The 14,433-nt window shown below is 71.5% G+C and carries 11 protein-coding genes; 9 read left to right on the top strand and 2 right to left on the bottom strand.

The genetic code is table 11. The features are described 5' to 3' along the window. The first annotated feature begins 19 nt into the window (after positions 1 to 19). From FDM97_RS18675 to FDM97_RS18655, 5 genes are all read left to right on the top strand, one after another. Positions 20 to 1,411 (top strand): glycoside hydrolase family 172 protein, encoded by a 1,392-nt coding sequence (locus FDM97_RS18675; protein WP_137991532.1) that lies wholly within the window; start codon positions 20 to 22, stop codon positions 1,409 to 1,411. A 50-nt stretch (positions 1,412 to 1,461) separates the two neighbouring features. Beyond that, positions 1,462 to 2,925, top strand: coding sequence for a glycoside hydrolase family 32 protein (locus FDM97_RS18670; RefSeq protein WP_137991531.1), 1,464 nt, complete (start codon positions 1,462 to 1,464; stop codon positions 2,923 to 2,925). A 15-nt stretch (positions 2,926 to 2,940) separates the two neighbouring features. Next, positions 2,941 to 3,450, top strand: a complete 510-nt coding sequence (locus FDM97_RS18665) for a DinB family protein (protein WP_137991530.1) — start codon at positions 2,941 to 2,943, stop codon at positions 3,448 to 3,450. Positions 3,451 to 3,553: 103 nt separating this feature from the next. Further along, positions 3,554 to 4,960 (top strand): FAD-binding oxidoreductase, encoded by a 1,407-nt coding sequence (locus FDM97_RS18660; RefSeq protein WP_137991529.1) that lies wholly within the window; start codon positions 3,554 to 3,556, stop codon positions 4,958 to 4,960. Positions 4,961 to 5,012: 52 nt separating this feature from the next. Continuing rightward, positions 5,013 to 5,279, top strand: coding sequence for a hypothetical protein (locus FDM97_RS18655; protein WP_137991528.1), 267 nt, complete (start codon positions 5,013 to 5,015; stop codon positions 5,277 to 5,279). Between the two features lie 227 nt (positions 5,280 to 5,506). On the opposite strand, the gene FDM97_RS18650 is transcribed toward FDM97_RS18655, so the two are convergent. Together FDM97_RS18650 and FDM97_RS18645 are read right to left on the bottom strand one after the other, a co-directional pair. Next, complete coding sequence (locus FDM97_RS18650) at positions 5,507 to 7,246, bottom strand: glycoside hydrolase family 6 protein (RefSeq protein ID WP_137991527.1); 1,740 nt, start codon at positions 7,244 to 7,246, stop codon at positions 5,507 to 5,509. A gap of 16 nt (positions 7,247 to 7,262) precedes the next feature. After that, entirely contained in the window at positions 7,263 to 8,792 is a 1,530-nt protein-coding gene (locus FDM97_RS18645) for a cellulase family glycosylhydrolase (protein WP_137991526.1), read from the bottom strand. Between the two features lie 264 nt (positions 8,793 to 9,056). Here FDM97_RS18645 and FDM97_RS18640 point away from each other — a divergent pair, with 264 nt between their 5' ends. From FDM97_RS18640 to FDM97_RS18625, 4 genes are all read left to right on the top strand, one after another. Further along, positions 9,057 to 11,957: a glycoside hydrolase family 48 protein gene (locus FDM97_RS18640; RefSeq protein ID WP_137991525.1), complete on the top strand. Its 2,901-nt coding sequence runs from the start codon at positions 9,057 to 9,059 to the stop codon at positions 11,955 to 11,957. 172 nt (positions 11,958 to 12,129) lie between these two features. Beyond that, positions 12,130 to 13,194: a LacI family DNA-binding transcriptional regulator gene (locus tag FDM97_RS18635; RefSeq protein WP_137991524.1), complete on the top strand. Its 1,065-nt coding sequence runs from the start codon at positions 12,130 to 12,132 to the stop codon at positions 13,192 to 13,194. Next, complete coding sequence (locus FDM97_RS18630) at positions 13,175 to 13,705, top strand: SigE family RNA polymerase sigma factor (protein ID WP_137991523.1); 531 nt, start codon at positions 13,175 to 13,177, stop codon at positions 13,703 to 13,705. The genes FDM97_RS18635 and FDM97_RS18630 overlap by 20 nt, the downstream gene beginning before the upstream one ends. After that, entirely contained in the window at positions 13,705 to 14,373 is a 669-nt protein-coding gene (locus FDM97_RS18625; protein ID WP_137991522.1) for a hypothetical protein, read from the top strand. The genes FDM97_RS18630 and FDM97_RS18625 overlap by 1 nt, the downstream gene beginning before the upstream one ends. The last annotated feature ends 60 nt before the right edge of the window (positions 14,374 to 14,433 follow it).

Genomic DNA, 14,433 nt, shown 5'->3' with positions numbered 1-14,433 from the left:
ATCCCCGAAAGGCACACGCATGTCCCCGCTCGACCATCTCACCCGGGCCACGTCCGCCCGCACCGTCCGCGTCTCCAGCTGGGACCAGCGCGGTCGCAACCAGGACTACTGGACCACCCCCGCCCACTCCTCCCGGGTCCTCGCCGACATCGAGGGTCCGGGCCGCATCACCCACATCTGGATGACGCAGTTCTGCCGCCGCGCGTACGGCCCTGGTCTGATCGACCCGCTGGAGGCCGACACCGTCGCCCCCGTCATGGAGATCCACAACGCGCTCGGCGTCAACTGGGAGGAGCCCGACCCCGACTACTACCGCAAGGTCCTCATCCGGATCACCTGGGACGACGAGGAGCAGCCGGCCGTCCTCGTCCCCCTCGGAGACTTCTTCGGTGTCGGACACAGCATGCCCAACAGCTACCAGTCCGCCCTCTTCACCGTCTCCGCCAAGCCCGAGGAGTCGCTCGTCTTCGGCGGCAGCGCCGCCCTCAACTGCTGGGCCCCGATGCCCTTCGACCGGCGAGCCCGCATCGAGATCGTCAACGAGAACGACCTGCCGCTCCAGCAGTACTTCTACATCGACTACGAGCTGTACCCCGAGGACCTGCCCGAGGACACCCTCTACTTCCACGCCCGCTGGAACCGCAGCAACCCCTGCAACGGCTGGGGTCCCGACCTCCAGACCAACAGCCCCGAGGTGAACATCGTCGACGACACGGGCGAGGACAACTACGTCGTCCTCGACGTGGCGGGCCGGGGCCACTACGTCGGCTGCAACCTCTCCGTCCACCACCGACAGGGCAGTTGGTGGGGCGAGGGCAACGACATGATCTGGATCGACGACGACTTCCGCGAGGACGGCACCACCGTCTTCCCGCCGTCCCTGCACGGCACCGGTACGGAGGACTACTTCAACCACGCCTGGGGCATGCAGCGCAACGCGTACCTCTACCACGGGGCGATCGTCCACGAGGGAGACGTCCCCGGCTACGCCGTCAACTACCGCTTCCACGTGACCGATCCGATCCGCTTCGAGGAACGCATCAAGGTCTCCGTCGAGCACGGCCACGGCAACCATCTCTCCGACGACTGGGCCTCCACGGCGTACTGGTACCAGACGCTGCCCTCGCCGGCTGCCTCGATCCCGCCCGTCGAGGACCGCCTCCCCGTGCGTCCGGCCGCCCCGGCGCGACCCGAACCCTCCCCGCGCCACGGCACGGTCGCCGAGGAGATCGCCGAGATGCGCGCCCTGCGGGACGCGCGCTGGCAGCGCTACCAGGAACGTCTCGCGGAGCGGACCCGGCAGCGCGGCGCCCGCTCGCTCGCCGAGTCCGAGGCCAATGTGCGCCACTCCGCCGACCTCCGCCGCCGCTTCGACGCCCGGACCGGCCGCGTCGCCCCGGCCGGGGACTGACGAACCCCCCGGAAACGCACACGGACGAACTCCCGGAAAGGCACACCACCATGACGACCACCGGACCGGATCCCCATCTGCCGGCCGTCCACCTGCGCCCCCCGCGCGGCTGGGTCAACGACCCCAACGGCCTGGTCTTCCACGACGGCCGCTACCACGTCTTCTTCCAGTACAACCCCCACAGCGCCCGCCACCAGGACATGCACTGGGGCCACTTCACGAGCACCGACCTGCTCCACTGGGAGCCGCTGCCGATCGCCCTCGCCCCGGACCCGGCCCCGGACGGGGACGACGCCGGCGGAGTGTGGTCCGGCAACGCCGTCTCCCACGAGGGGCGCCTGAGCGTCTTCTACGCGGCCAGACACCCCGACCGCTGGTACCAGCCCGTCGCCGGAGCCGTCTCGACGGACGGGATCACCTTCACCAAACACACGGACCTGCTCGTACCCGAGCCGCCCGACGGCCTGGTGATGTTCCGTGACCCCTACGTGTGGCGGGACGGCGACCGCTGGCGGATGCTCGTCGGCGCGGCCCTCGCCGACGGGCGGGGCGCCGCCGTCCAGTACACGTCGGACGACCTGGAGAAGTGGACCCACCAGGGCATCTTCTTCGCGAGCGCTCCCCGGCCCCTCGCGGGAGGCGCGGACACGGAGGAGGGCTGGGAGTGCGCCCAGTACGCGCCTTTCGGGGACGGCCGCGGCGCGTTCCTGGTCTCCGCGTGGGACCCGGAGGAGGGAGCGCGGTGCACGGCGGCCTGGACCGGGCACGAGGCCGCCGGCGGCTTCGGGGGCGGCTTCGGGGGCGCCTTCGAGCCGGACGGGGAACCCCGGCGTCTCGACCACGGGCCGGACTTCTACGCGCCCGCCCTGCTGCCCGCCCCCGACGGACGCACGCTGATGTGGGCCTGGAGCTGGGAGGCCCGCGACGAGCCGCGGGTCGGTGCGCCGAGCGCGTGGACGGACGCGGCCGGCTGGGCGGGGATGCTCACCCTGCCGCGCGAACTGAGCCTCACGGCCGAGGGCCGCCTCGCCCAGCGCCCCGCCCGTGAACTCCTCGGACTGCGCGGCGCCCGCCTCCTGGAGTCCTCCTCGGCCAGCGGCCCGGCGGACCTGGGCCCGATCGGCCCCGCGACGGACCTGGTGGCACGGCTGGAGGGCGACGCCGGACTCCGCGTGGTGACCTCGGCCGACGGCGCCGAGTACCTGGAGATCCGGCGCGACCCCGGCACCGGCGAGATCGCCGTCGACCGGACCCACGCGTCCCTCGACCCACGCGCCCGGCGGGGACACTGGCGCCTGCCCGGCCCGCGGGGAGACGCCCCGGCCGAGCTCCGCGTCCTCCTGGACCACTCGATCGCGGAGCTCTTCACCGCCGAGGGCGAGGCGCTGACCGTGCGCTTCTACCCGGTGGGCGGGGCAGCGTGGCGGCTGCGCTCGACGGGCACCAGCACCTCGCACTGCACGGTGGACGCCTGGGAACTGGGGAGTAGGTTCGGTTCCTGTAACGGACCCTGACGAGGAGCAGCGCCAGTGACCACCGACAACCGCATCGGACCGCCCTCTTTCGGCAGCGAGCGCGACACCCTGCGGGCCTTCCTCGACTACCACCGCGCGACGCTCGCGAGGAAGTGCGAGGGGCTGAGCGACGAGCAGCTGCGGGAGCGGTCGATGCCCCCGTCCACACTGACGCTGCTCGGCCTCGTGCGGCACATGGCCGAGGTGGAACGCGCCTGGTTCCGCAGGGTCTTCGAGGACCACGACGCGCCGATGGTCTGGTCGCAGAAGGTGGACTTCCAGGCCGCCTACGACGCGAGCGGGTCGACGAGGGCCGAGGCGTTCGCGGCATGGGAGGCGGAGGTCGAGCACTCCCGCCGGATCGAACACGAGGCGGAGTCCCTGGACCTCGCCGGGCACCAGCCGCGGTGGGGCGAGGACGTCTCCCTGCGGATGGTGATGGTGCACGTCCTGCTCGAGTACGGCCGCCACAACGGGCACGCGGACTTCCTCCGCGAGGGCGTCGACGGCACCGTCGGCGCCTGAGCCTGCGGGGGCCGCTGCCGCACCGCTGGCAGCGGCTTCAGGCCGGTGGGAGGCTGGGCAGAGGAGGCCGAACGGCTGAGGAGTGACCAGCTGAGGAGTGACCATGAGCGCAGCCCCGGCGGCCGCGCGGGTGGACGAGGCAGCCTTCCAGGAGCTGGAGCGATCCTTCTCCGGCAGGCTGGTCCGCGCCGGCGACCCCGCCTACGACGAGGCCCGGCGGATCTGGAACGGGTCCATCAGCAAGTTCCCCGCCCTCATCGCGTACTGCACCGGGGTCGCCGACGTCGTCGCGGCACTGCGCAGCGTGCGCAGCAGCGGACTGCCGGTCGCCGTCCGCAGCGGAGGCCACAGCTTCCCCGGCCAGTCGCTGTGCGAGGGCGGGATCGTCATCGACCTGTCGGCCATGAACGGGATCCGGGTCGATCCCGAGAACCGTACGGTCAGGGCCCAGGCCGGCGTGCTGCTCGGGGCGCTGGACCGCGAGACGCAGCACTTCGGGATGGCCGTGCCCGCGGGAATCGTCACGCACACGGGCCTCGCCGGGCTCACCCTCGGCGGTGGGATCGGCTGGCTGATGCGGAAGTACGGGCTCACCGTCGACCAGCTGCTCTCGGCCGACGTGGTCACCGCCGACGGGACCTTCGTCACCGCGAGCGAGAACCGCGAACCCGAGCTCTTCTGGGGCCTGCGCGGCGCGGGCAGCAATTTCGGCGTGGTCACGGAGTTCGAGTTCCGGCTCAACCCGGTGGGGCCGACGGTCCTCGCCGGGCCGATCCTGTGGCCGCTGGAAGAGGCCCCCCACGTGCTGTGCTTCTACCGGGACTGGATCACCGACGTCCCGGACGAGCTGACGACCATCGTCGTCCACCGCAAGGCCCCACCCCTCCCGGCGATCCCGCCGGAACTGCACGGCAGGCCCGTCATCGCGGTGATCAGCTGTTACGCGGGGGACATCGAGACGGGCCAGGAGGTCCTGCGGCCGCTCAGGGAGTTCGGGACGCCCCTGCTCGACCTGTGCGCGCCCAAGCCCTATCTGCAGCACCAGTCCATGTTCGATCCGTCGTTCCGCCATGGATGGTGGTACTACGTACGGTCCTGCGACATCGAGCGGCTCAGCGACGAGGTCATCGGCATCAGCGCGGCGCACGCCCTGCAGCTCCCCTCCCCGCTCTCGACGTGCAACATCTTCCACCTGGGTGGTGCGGTCGCCCGTGTGGGTGAGGACGAGACCGCGTGCAGCGGGCGGGCCGTGGGCCACACCTTCAACATCAACGGCAACTGCGTCGACGCCGAGGGCTTCGTCGAGGCGCGCACCTGGGCGCGCGAGTGGTGGTCCGCGCTCGAGCCCTACCACGCGGGTGTCTACGTCAACTTCCTCATGGACGAGGGCGCGGAACGCGTCCAGCAGGCCTACGGGGCCGACAAGCTCCGCCGCCTGCGCGACCTCAAGAAGGAGTACGACCCGGCCAACCTCTTCCGCTCCAACCAGAACATCGCCCCCTCGGCCTGACGGCGCCGCCGTGACCGGGCGAGTGTCAGTGGTGGGTGCGATGCTGCCGGTTATGGACGAGCTGATGCGAGGCCGCGTGTACGGCGCCGACCATGACGATCCCGATCCCGGCCCCCGACCGGGGCACGACTACCGCGAGCTGGTGGCAGGCCCCCTCGACGGCCTCCTCCTCGACGTGACCGGCTGGACGCCGGAGCAGCTGGCGGAGGGGGCCGCCCTCGCCACGGAGATCGGCGCCTACGGCCCCGGCGGCCACGCCCGCTACGGCCCGCGCGAGGGCGACACGCAGCGCTGGGACTGGGAGGGTGACACCCGCTAGCTCCGGCCGCCTTCGGGCCAGGGAAAACCGAGCCGCTCCGCGTACTCCCGGCTGCCGCCCCCGATCCGGGCGAAGGTCTTCGGATCGGTCGTCTCCAGACTGTACGCCCGGTGGAGCGGTATCTGCTGCCGGGCGACACCATCCCGTGGATCAGCCTTCGCCTGCCCTGAGCGCGGCCGGCAGGAACCGGGGTTCCGGCCGGCCGCGGGGTCATGCGCGGGCGTCCGTCACAGCGCCGGGTAGGCGTTCTTCATGAGCTCCTGGAACTGGGCCGAGAACCACTTGCCCGCGAGCGGGGCGTCCGGCAGCGAGCCCGACATGCTGTTCCCGTTACGGATGTTGCCCGGGTACGTCGGGTCGCACATCCGGTCGAAGCCCTTGCCCTCGTCGTTCGGGATCTCCTTGGAGGCGCCGTCGGACTCGCCCGGGGGCTTCATCCAGACGTACGCGTCGATGCCCGCGGCCGGGGCCGCCTGGGGCCGTTCGCCGAGACCGGCGCCGGACTGGTTGCACCAGTTGCCGGGGTTGAAGCGACGGTCGTAGCGGCCGCCGTTGACGTACGTGTCGACGCTGGTCAGCGCGCCCGGGCCGGTGGGCCGGGCGGTGCCGCCCCAGCCGTTGCGGGAGGTGTCGATCAGCATGCCGAGGTTGGTGTCGAAGCCGAGCGAGACGAGCTTGGTGCGCATGGCCTGGGCGTAGGACAGCTCGTCCGTGTACCGGTTCCAGTCCACCCACTTCGACTGGCGCACCGACACGCCGTTGACGGAATCCTCGATCGTGAAGTGGTCCTCCTTCAGCGCGCTGTAGTTGGCCGTGTTGACGATGAAACCGTGGACCTTGGAGACCGTCGAACCCTCCGCGGTGGCGGCCGTCTTGAAGAGCTCTGCCGAGGCGCCGAAGTTGTCGTCCCAGCCGAGCCAGCCGTGGTGGCCCGCGTCCACGTAGTTGTAGACGTTGGCGATCGAGCCCAGCTTGTTCAGCGCGTAGCCGACGCCCTTGATGTAGTTGCCGTTGGCCTTCATGACATCGCAGTTGGCGGTGGCGGTCGGGCGGCCGGACACGTTGGTCACCAGGTTCGGCAGGGAGTCGATCTCGACCGTGGTGACGATCCGCAGGCCCGCGTACTTCGGGTCGGCGAGGATCGCGGCGATGGGATCGATGTACTCGGTCTTGTACCGGTCGATCTCGGTCGGGCCCAGCTCGCCGTTGGAGGCGAGCGCGGCACAGTCCCGTCCCGGCAGGTTGTAGATCACCAGCTGGACGACGAGCTCGCCGCTGCCCTTCTGGGCCAGGGCCTCGTCGAGGTGGTCGCGCAGCCCCATGCCGCCGCCCGCACCGTTGATGGCGGCTATGCGGTCCAGCCAGACGCCCGTGGGCTGGTTCGAGACCTTGGTGCCACCGGGCTCGGCGGCGGCCTTCGCCGACCACTCGGGGTTCACGTAGACCTTGGCTCCCGCGTACGGGTTGTCCGCCTTGGAACCGGCCGGCGGCGGGGTCGTCGGGGGAGTGGTGGGCGGCGTGGTCGGGGGAGTCGTCGGCTCGGTGGTGCCGGTGCAGGCGACCCCGTTCAGTGTGAAGGTCGCGGGGACGGCGTTGGTCCCGCTGTAGGAGCCGTTGAAGCCGAAGGAGGTCGAACCGCCGGTCGACAGCGTGCCGTTGTACGACATGTTCGTGGCGGTGACGGCGGCGCCGGACTGGGTGATGGTGGCGTTCCAGCCCTGGGTGACCTGCTGGTTGCCCGTGTAGGACCATCCCACGGTCCACGCGGACACCGGGTCCCCGAGGTTGGTCACGATCACGTTCGCGCCGAAGCCGGTGTTCCACTGGTTGGTGATCTGGTAGTCGACCTTGCAGCCGGCGGCCGCGGCCCCGGCGATGCCGGTGCCCATGGCCGTGGCGGTGGCGCCGGTCGCGGCGATGAGGCCGAGGGCCGCCAGGAGGGCGGTGCGGCTGGTTGTGCGGCTCATGTTCGTGGGGTGCCTTTCAGTTCAGGGCGCGCAGATGGTCGCGCAGCCCGATGCCGAATGCGGTGGGTGTGCCGTCGTACGAGGTGATCAGCGCCGGTCCCGAGGAGCAGTTCCAGGTGTTCCAGGTCCAGCCGAGATAGGAGAGCCCGCGGTCGTCGAACCACTTCATGACGCGGTCGATGAAGCCGTGACCACAGGTGTTCTCGCCGATCTCTCCCGCCACGAGGGGGACCTGGGCGGCGACGGGGGCGAGGGTGCCGTCCCAGCACGCCTCGCTGGAGCAGGTGTTGAAGTTGTAGACGTGCCAGGCGGCGGCGAGATTGGCCGCCGGGTCGGTGGGGGCGTGGGTGAGCCACTGGCTGAGGTCGTTGGAGTACGCGATGCCGGGGACGAGGACGAGGTTGCGGGCGCCGGTCGCGCGCACCGCGTCCACCAGATCCTGCATGCCGGCGACCTCGTAGCCGATGCCCGGGCAGGTGCCGCCGTCGCGCCAGCACGTCCATGCCTGGGCGGTGGTGGACGTCGCCCGGTCGGGGTAGGGCTCGTTGAAGAGGTCGAAGACGATCCGGCGGTCGTGCTTGAAGGTCTCGGCGACCGAGGTCCAGAACGCCGGGGTGTACCGGGCGTTCGGCATCGGCTTCTGGCAGGACGCGTGCACGTCCGAGCAGCCCGCCGAGTTGCCGGTGTACTGGCCGTACGTCCAGTGCAGTTCGACGACCGGGGTCATGCCGTGCGCGAGGACGCGGGCGACCAGGTCCTTGACCGCGTCGACGTAGTTCGCGCCCCGGTACTCGGGTTTGATGTTGTCCAGGCCCAGCCAGCACTCCTCGTTGAGCGGGATACGGACGGTGTTGGCCTTCCAGTCCGCGATGGCACGGATCGAGGCGTCGTCGACGGGGCCGTCCCAGATGCCGTACCCCTGGACGCACATGAACTCGCCGCCGGAGCGGTTGACGCCGAGCAGGCGGCGGGTGGCGCCGTTCTGGTCGGTGAGCCGGTTGCCGGAGACGCTCAGCTCGGGCGCTCCGGTGACGGGGTCGGGCGGGTCCGTGGGGTCGGTCGGTGTGGGTGTCGGTGTCGGGGTGGGTGTCGGAGTCGGGGTGGGTGTGGTCGGGTCCGGCCCCGGATCGACGTTGCAGGCCGTGCCGTTGAGCGTGAAGGACGCGGGTGCGGTGTTGGCGCCCGACCAGGAGGCGATGAATCCGGCCGTGACGCTCGCGCCCGTACCGAGGGCGCCGTTCCAGCTCTCGTTGACGACGGTCACCGCCGAGCCGGACTGGGACCACGTGCCTCCCCAGCCCTGGCTCACCTTCTGACCGGCGGGAAAGTCGAAGCCGAGGCTCCAACTCGTCAGCGCCGTACTGTTGTTGGTGACGGTTACGGACCCCTGGAAGCCGCCGGCCCACTCGCCGACGACCTGGTAGCCCACCGTGCAGGGAGGTGCGGCCGCGGCTCCTGAGGCCGTACCGACCACGGCGAGAGCGGTGCTCGCCATGGTGAACGCCGCTCCGGCAAGCAGCGCGGACAGACGCGGGGGGTGTCGCATGAGCGACTCCTTGCAGCGAGGGCGCGTACCTGACGACGCGCCGACTGACGGAATCGCTCCCACTGGTGCGGCCAGACCGTAGCGGCAACTGGTGCCAAGCAAAAGAGGAGTTGACGAAATTCCTCGTCGAATGTCTTCGACTCTTCACGCGCCTTGACGGCCCAGCACCCCAACTGCACAGTGGGAGCGCTCCCACTGGTTCAGAGCTTGTGCCCATGCCTTCGCACACCCCACCTCCCCGAGCCGCGAGGAGATCCCCCCGCCATGCCACCAGGACGATCACGCAGGCTGCTGACCGCGCTGGCCGCCACGCTCTCCCTGCCCCTGGGCCTCACCGCCGTCAACGGCACCACCGCCCACGCGGCGGCGGTCCAGTGCAGCGTCGACTACACGACCAACGACTGGGGCTCCGGCTTCACCGCCGAACTGACCCTCACCAATCGCGCCACGACCCCGCTCGACGGCTGGACCCTGACCTACGACTACGCAGGCGACCAGAAGCTCACGAACGGCTGGAACGGCACCTGGTCCCAGTCCGGCAAGACCGTCACCGTCGCCCACGCCGACTGGAACAGGACCGTCGCGGCCGGGGCGGCCGTCACCACCGGCGCCCAGTTCACCTACAGCGGCACCAACACCGCCCCGACCGCCTTCGCCGTCAACGGCACCCCCTGCACCGGCGCCCACCAGCCCCCGGTCGCCGTCCTCACCAGCCCGGCGCCCGGAGCCGTCTTCACCGAGGGAGACCCGGTCCCGATGGCCGCCACCGCGGCCGCCGCCGACCAGGCCACCATCGGCAAGGTCGAGTTCTACAGCGACACCACGCTGCTCGGCACCGACACCACGGCCCCCTTCTCCCTCGGCGCCACCGGCCTCGCCGCCGGCTCCCACTCCCTCTACGCCAAGGCCTACGACAGCCTCGGCGCCTCCGCGGAGTCGGCCCCGGTCGGCATCACGGTCGCCGCCGGACCGGCGCTCGTCGCCACTCCGGCCCAGTTCGGCGTACGCCAGGGCGCCACCGGCACGTTCGACCTGAAGCTCTCCACCCAGCCGTCGGCGAACGTCACGGTGAGCATCGCCCGCACGTCCGGCAACACCAACCTCAGCGCCACCCCCGCCACCCTCACCTTCACCCCGGCGAACTGGAACACCGCCCAGAAGGTGACCGTGGCCGCCGCGGCCACCGGCACCGGCTCCGCCGTCTTCACCACGACCGCCCCCGGCCACGCCAAGGCCGAGGTCACCGTCACCCAGCTGGCCGCCGACTCCACCTACGACGCCCGCTTCCTCGACCTCCACGGGAAGATCACCGACCCGGCCAACGGCTACTTCTCGCCCGAGGGCGTCCCGTACCACTCCGTCGAGACGCTGATCGTCGAGGCCCCCGACCACGGGCACGAGACGACCTCGGAGGCGTACAGCTATCTGATCTGGCTCCAGGCGATGTACGGCAAGATCACCGGCGACTGGACCAAGTTCAACGGCGCGTGGGACACCATGGAGAAGTTCATGATCCCCACCCACGCCGACCAGCCGACGAACAGCACGTACAACGCCTCCAAGCCCGCCACCTACGCACCCGAGCACGACCTGCCCTCGCAGTACCCGGCCCGGCTCGACGGCGGTGTCACGGCCGGCGCCGACCCGATCGCCGGCGAACTCAAGAGCGCGTACGGCACGGACGACATCTACGGCATGCACTGGCTGCAGGACGTCGACAACGTCTACGGCTACGGCAACGAGCCCGGAAAGTGCTCCGCCGGACCGACGGCGACCGGACCCTCGTACATCAACACCTTCCAGCGCGGCCCGCAGGAGTCCGTCTGGGAGACCGTCCCGCACCCCACCTGTGACAACTTCACCTTCGGCGGACGCAACGGCTACCTCGACCTGTTCACCGGGGACGCCTCCTACGCCAAGCAGTGGAAGTTCACCAACGCCCCCGACGCCGACGCCCGCGCCGTCCAGGCCGCCTACTGGGCCGACATCTGGGCCAAGGAGCAGGGCAAGGGCGCCCAGGTCACCGCGACCGTCGCCAAGGCGGCCAAGATGGGCGACTACCTGCGCTACGCCATGTTCGACAAGTACTTCAAGAAGTCCGGGAACTGCGTCGGACCGACCACCTGCCCGGCCGGCACCGGCAAGGACAGCGCCCACTACCTGATGTCCTGGTACTACGCCTGGGGCGGCGCCACCGACACCAGCGCCGGCTGGTCCTGGCGGATCGGCTCCAGCCACGCCCACGGCGGCTACCAGAACCCGCTCGCCGCCTACGCGCTGAGCGAGTACGCCCCGCTGAAGCCCAAGTCGGCGACCGGCGCGGCGGACTGGGCGACCAGCCTCGACCGGCAGCTGGAGTTCTACCGCTGGCTCCAGTCCGACGAGGGCGCCATCGCCGGCGGCGCCACCAACAGCTGGCAGGGCCGCTACGCCCAGCCCCCGGCCGGAACCCCCACCTTCCACGGCCTCTTCTACGACGAGAAGCCCGTCTACCACGACCCGGCGTCCAACCAGTGGTTCGGCTTCCAGGCCTGGTCCATGGAGCGCGTTGCCGAGTACTACCGGCAGACCGGCGACACGGCCGCCAAGACCGTGCTCGACAAGTGGGTCGGCTGGGCGCTGTCGAAGACCACGATCAACCCCGACGGCACCTACCGCATCCCCTCCACCCTCCAGTGGTCCGGCGCCCCCGACACCTGGAACGCCGCGAACCCCGGCGCCAACGCGGGCCTGCACGTCACCGTCACCGACTACACGGACGACGTCGGCGTGGCCGCCGCCTACGCCAAGACCCTGACCTACTACGCCGCCAAGTCCGGGCACGCCGAGGCCGGGCGGGTCGCCAAGGCCCTCCTCGACGGCATGTGGACCCACCACCAGGACCCGCTCGGCGTCGCCGTCCCGGAGACCCGCGCCGACTACAACCGGTTCGACGACCCCGTGTACGTACCCAGCGGCTGGACCGGCACCATGCCCAACGCCGACCCGGTGAACGCGAACTCCACCTTCGCCTCGATCCGCTCCTTCTACCAGGACGACCCGGCCTGGCCGAAGATCGAGGCCTACCTGGCGGGCGGCGCCGCGCCCGTCTTCACGTACCACCGGTTCTGGGCCCAGGCGGATATCGCCCTGGCCATGGGCGCGTACGCGGAGCTGCTCGAATAACAGCCGCCCCGCCAGGAGACGGCTCCGTGTACGACGAGGCCGGACAGACCCGTTCACCGGGCCTGTCCGGCGACTCGTCCGTCTGGACATGCCGCTGAGCTGCCGCTTAGGGTCGGGGCGAGGCATCGGGCATGCTCCGCAGCCTCGCCCGGAAACTGCCGCGGAGAAGTGAATGGTCACCCTCGCCGATGTCGCCCGCCACGCCGGAGTGTCGGCCAGCACGGTCAGCTATGTCCTCAGCGGCAAACGGTCCATCTCGGCCTCCACCCGCGAGCGCATCCAGCGCAGCATCGAGGAGCTCGGCTACCGGCCGCACGCCGGCGCCCGCGCCCTGGCCAGCAGCCGGACCCAGATCCTCGCCCTGATGATGCCGCTGCGCGTCGACCTCTATCTGCCGGTGATGCTGGAGATCGCCATGGCCGTCACCACCACGGCCCGCGCCCACGGCTACGACGTCCTGCTCCTCACCGGAGAGGAGGGGCCCGAGGCCGTGCGCCGGGTCGAGGGCAGCGCGCTCGCCGACGCGATGATCGTGATGGACGTGGAGCTCGACGACCCGCGGCTGCCGTTCCTGCGGCAGGCCGAACGGCCCGCCGTGCTCATCGGACTGCCGGCCGACACGACCGGCCTGAGCTGCGTCGACCTCGACTTCGAGGCGGCCGGTGCGCGGTGCGTGCACCATCTCGCCGACCTCGGCCACCGGCAGATCGCCGTGCTCGGCGAGCCCCCCGCCGTCTACGCCCGGGGGACCGGCTTCGCCGAGCGCACCCTCGCGGGGCTGCGCGGCGCGGCGGACGAGCGGGGCGTCGGGCTGCTGCACCGGCCCTGCGAGGGCACCTACGCCGCCGTGACGGCCACCGTCGGCCGGATCTTCGAGGAACGCCCCTCCACCACCGCCCTCGTCGTCCAGAACGAGGCCGCCGTCGAACCCCTCCTCGCCCTGCTGCGTCAGCAGGGCCGCGCGGTGCCCGAGGACGTCTCCGTGGTCGCGGTCTGCGCCGCCCAGGTGGCCGCGCAGGCATCCGTACCGCTGACCTCCGTCGGCGTCCCGGCCCAGGAGATGGGCCGCCGCGCCGTGGAACGCCTCGTCGCCCACCTCGACGGGACGGAGGACTCCGGCACCGTGCTGATCGCCCCGGAGCTGACCGTACGGGCCAGCTCGGGACCCGCCGCCGCCCCGGCGCCGTCGACGTCCGGCCGTACCGAGAGAGCGCGCCGTGGTCACAGCCGTCGATGACGCCGCGACGGAGTTCCACGACTTCTTCGAGCGCCACTACGCCGAACTCGCCCGCCTCGCCCATCTGTTGACCGGGGAGGTCGACGGCGCCGACGACCTCGCGGCGGACGCGATGGTCGCGCTCTGGCACCGCTGGGACCGGGTGCGCGCGGCGGACCACCCCGTCGCCTACGCCCGGGGCGTCGTCGCCAACCTCGTCCGCAGCCGCATCCGCGGCGCCGTACGGGAGCGCCGGCGGATCGCGCTCTTCTGGGACCGGCGCTCCGAGCACGTCGACGACCCGGACATACCGGTGGTCGTCGACGTACAGACCGCGCTGCGCGCCCTGCCGTTCCGCAAGCGGGCCTGCGTGGTCCTGCGGCACGCCTTCGACCTCTCGGAGCGGGACACCGCGCTCGCTCTGGGCGTCTCGGTCGGTACGGTCAAGAGCCAGACCTCCAAGGGCATGGCGGAACTGCAGCGGCTGCTCGGCCCCCGGGCCACCACGGAACTGCTCGGCGGGAGGCACTGATGGACGACGACGCGATCCGCCGCCGGCTGCGCGAGGCGGCCGAGGCACACCGGCCCGACCGCGCCCGCATCCTCGCCCGCGTCGAGCGAGGCATCGCCGCGCCGCCGGAGGGCCCCGCCGACCGCCGGCGTCTGCCGGCTCCCTGGCCCCGTGCCCTCGCCGCGGCGGCCTCCGTCGCCGCGCTCCTGGTCGTCGGCGGCTTCGGGGCGGCCCAACTGGCCGGCCGGGACGATCCGCCGGCGGTCTCGCCCGCCCCACCGCCGCAGACACCCCTCCCCGCGCCCCGGGCCTCGGGCGCCGTCGACCCCGGCAGCAACCGCTGGTGGGCCCAGAGCAATCTGACGCTCGACACCCCCACCCGACTGAGCACCCTCACCGTCGAACTGCGCATCGCCCAGACCGGAGGCGTCGCGAGCACCGGCCACTGGCGCACCAGGGACGCCGAGGACTTCGCCGTCACGGTACGGGAGGAGGGCCCGGCGCTCGTCTACCGCTGGACCCTGAAGCCGGGCCGCACGGTCCCGCCGGGACGCCATGTCTTCGCCGGCCAGTACAACCACGCCGAAGGGGAACGCGACGCCACGGGAGACGCCTTCACCATCGCCACGACCGGCAGCGGCGGTGAACCGGTCACCGTACGCGGGGACTTCACGAACTCGGCCCGCTAGGGCGGCAACCCTTCGGCCGCCCGCGGCGACCGGAGGGCGCGGGGAATCACCCCGCGCCCT

This window comes from Streptomyces vilmorinianum (assembly GCF_005517195.1).
Taxonomy (GTDB): Bacteria; Actinomycetota; Actinomycetes; order Streptomycetales; family Streptomycetaceae; genus Streptomyces; species Streptomyces vilmorinianum.
This window is presented reverse-complemented; position numbering and strand designations above follow the sequence as displayed.

Coding starts and splice junctions, on each gene's coding strand:
- FDM97_RS18675 (WP_137991532.1), top strand. CDS start 20: ATGTCCCCGCTCGACCATCTCACCCGGGCCACGTCCGCCCGCACCGTC.
- FDM97_RS18670 (WP_137991531.1), top strand. CDS start 1,462: ATGACGACCACCGGACCGGATCCCCATCTGCCGGCCGTCCACCTGCGC.
- FDM97_RS18660 (WP_137991529.1), top strand. CDS start 3,554: ATGAGCGCAGCCCCGGCGGCCGCGCGGGTGGACGAGGCAGCCTTCCAG.
- FDM97_RS18655 (WP_137991528.1), top strand. CDS start 5,013: ATGGACGAGCTGATGCGAGGCCGCGTGTACGGCGCCGACCATGACGAT.
- FDM97_RS18650 (WP_137991527.1), bottom strand. CDS start 7,246: ATGAGCCGCACAACCAGCCGCACCGCCCTCCTGGCGGCCCTCGGCCTC.
- FDM97_RS18645 (WP_137991526.1), bottom strand. CDS start 8,792: ATGCGACACCCCCCGCGTCTGTCCGCGCTGCTTGCCGGAGCGGCGTTC.
- FDM97_RS18640 (WP_137991525.1), top strand. CDS start 9,057: ATGCCACCAGGACGATCACGCAGGCTGCTGACCGCGCTGGCCGCCACG.
- FDM97_RS18635 (WP_137991524.1), top strand. CDS start 12,130: ATGGTCACCCTCGCCGATGTCGCCCGCCACGCCGGAGTGTCGGCCAGC.
- FDM97_RS18625 (WP_137991522.1), top strand. CDS start 13,705: ATGGACGACGACGCGATCCGCCGCCGGCTGCGCGAGGCGGCCGAGGCA.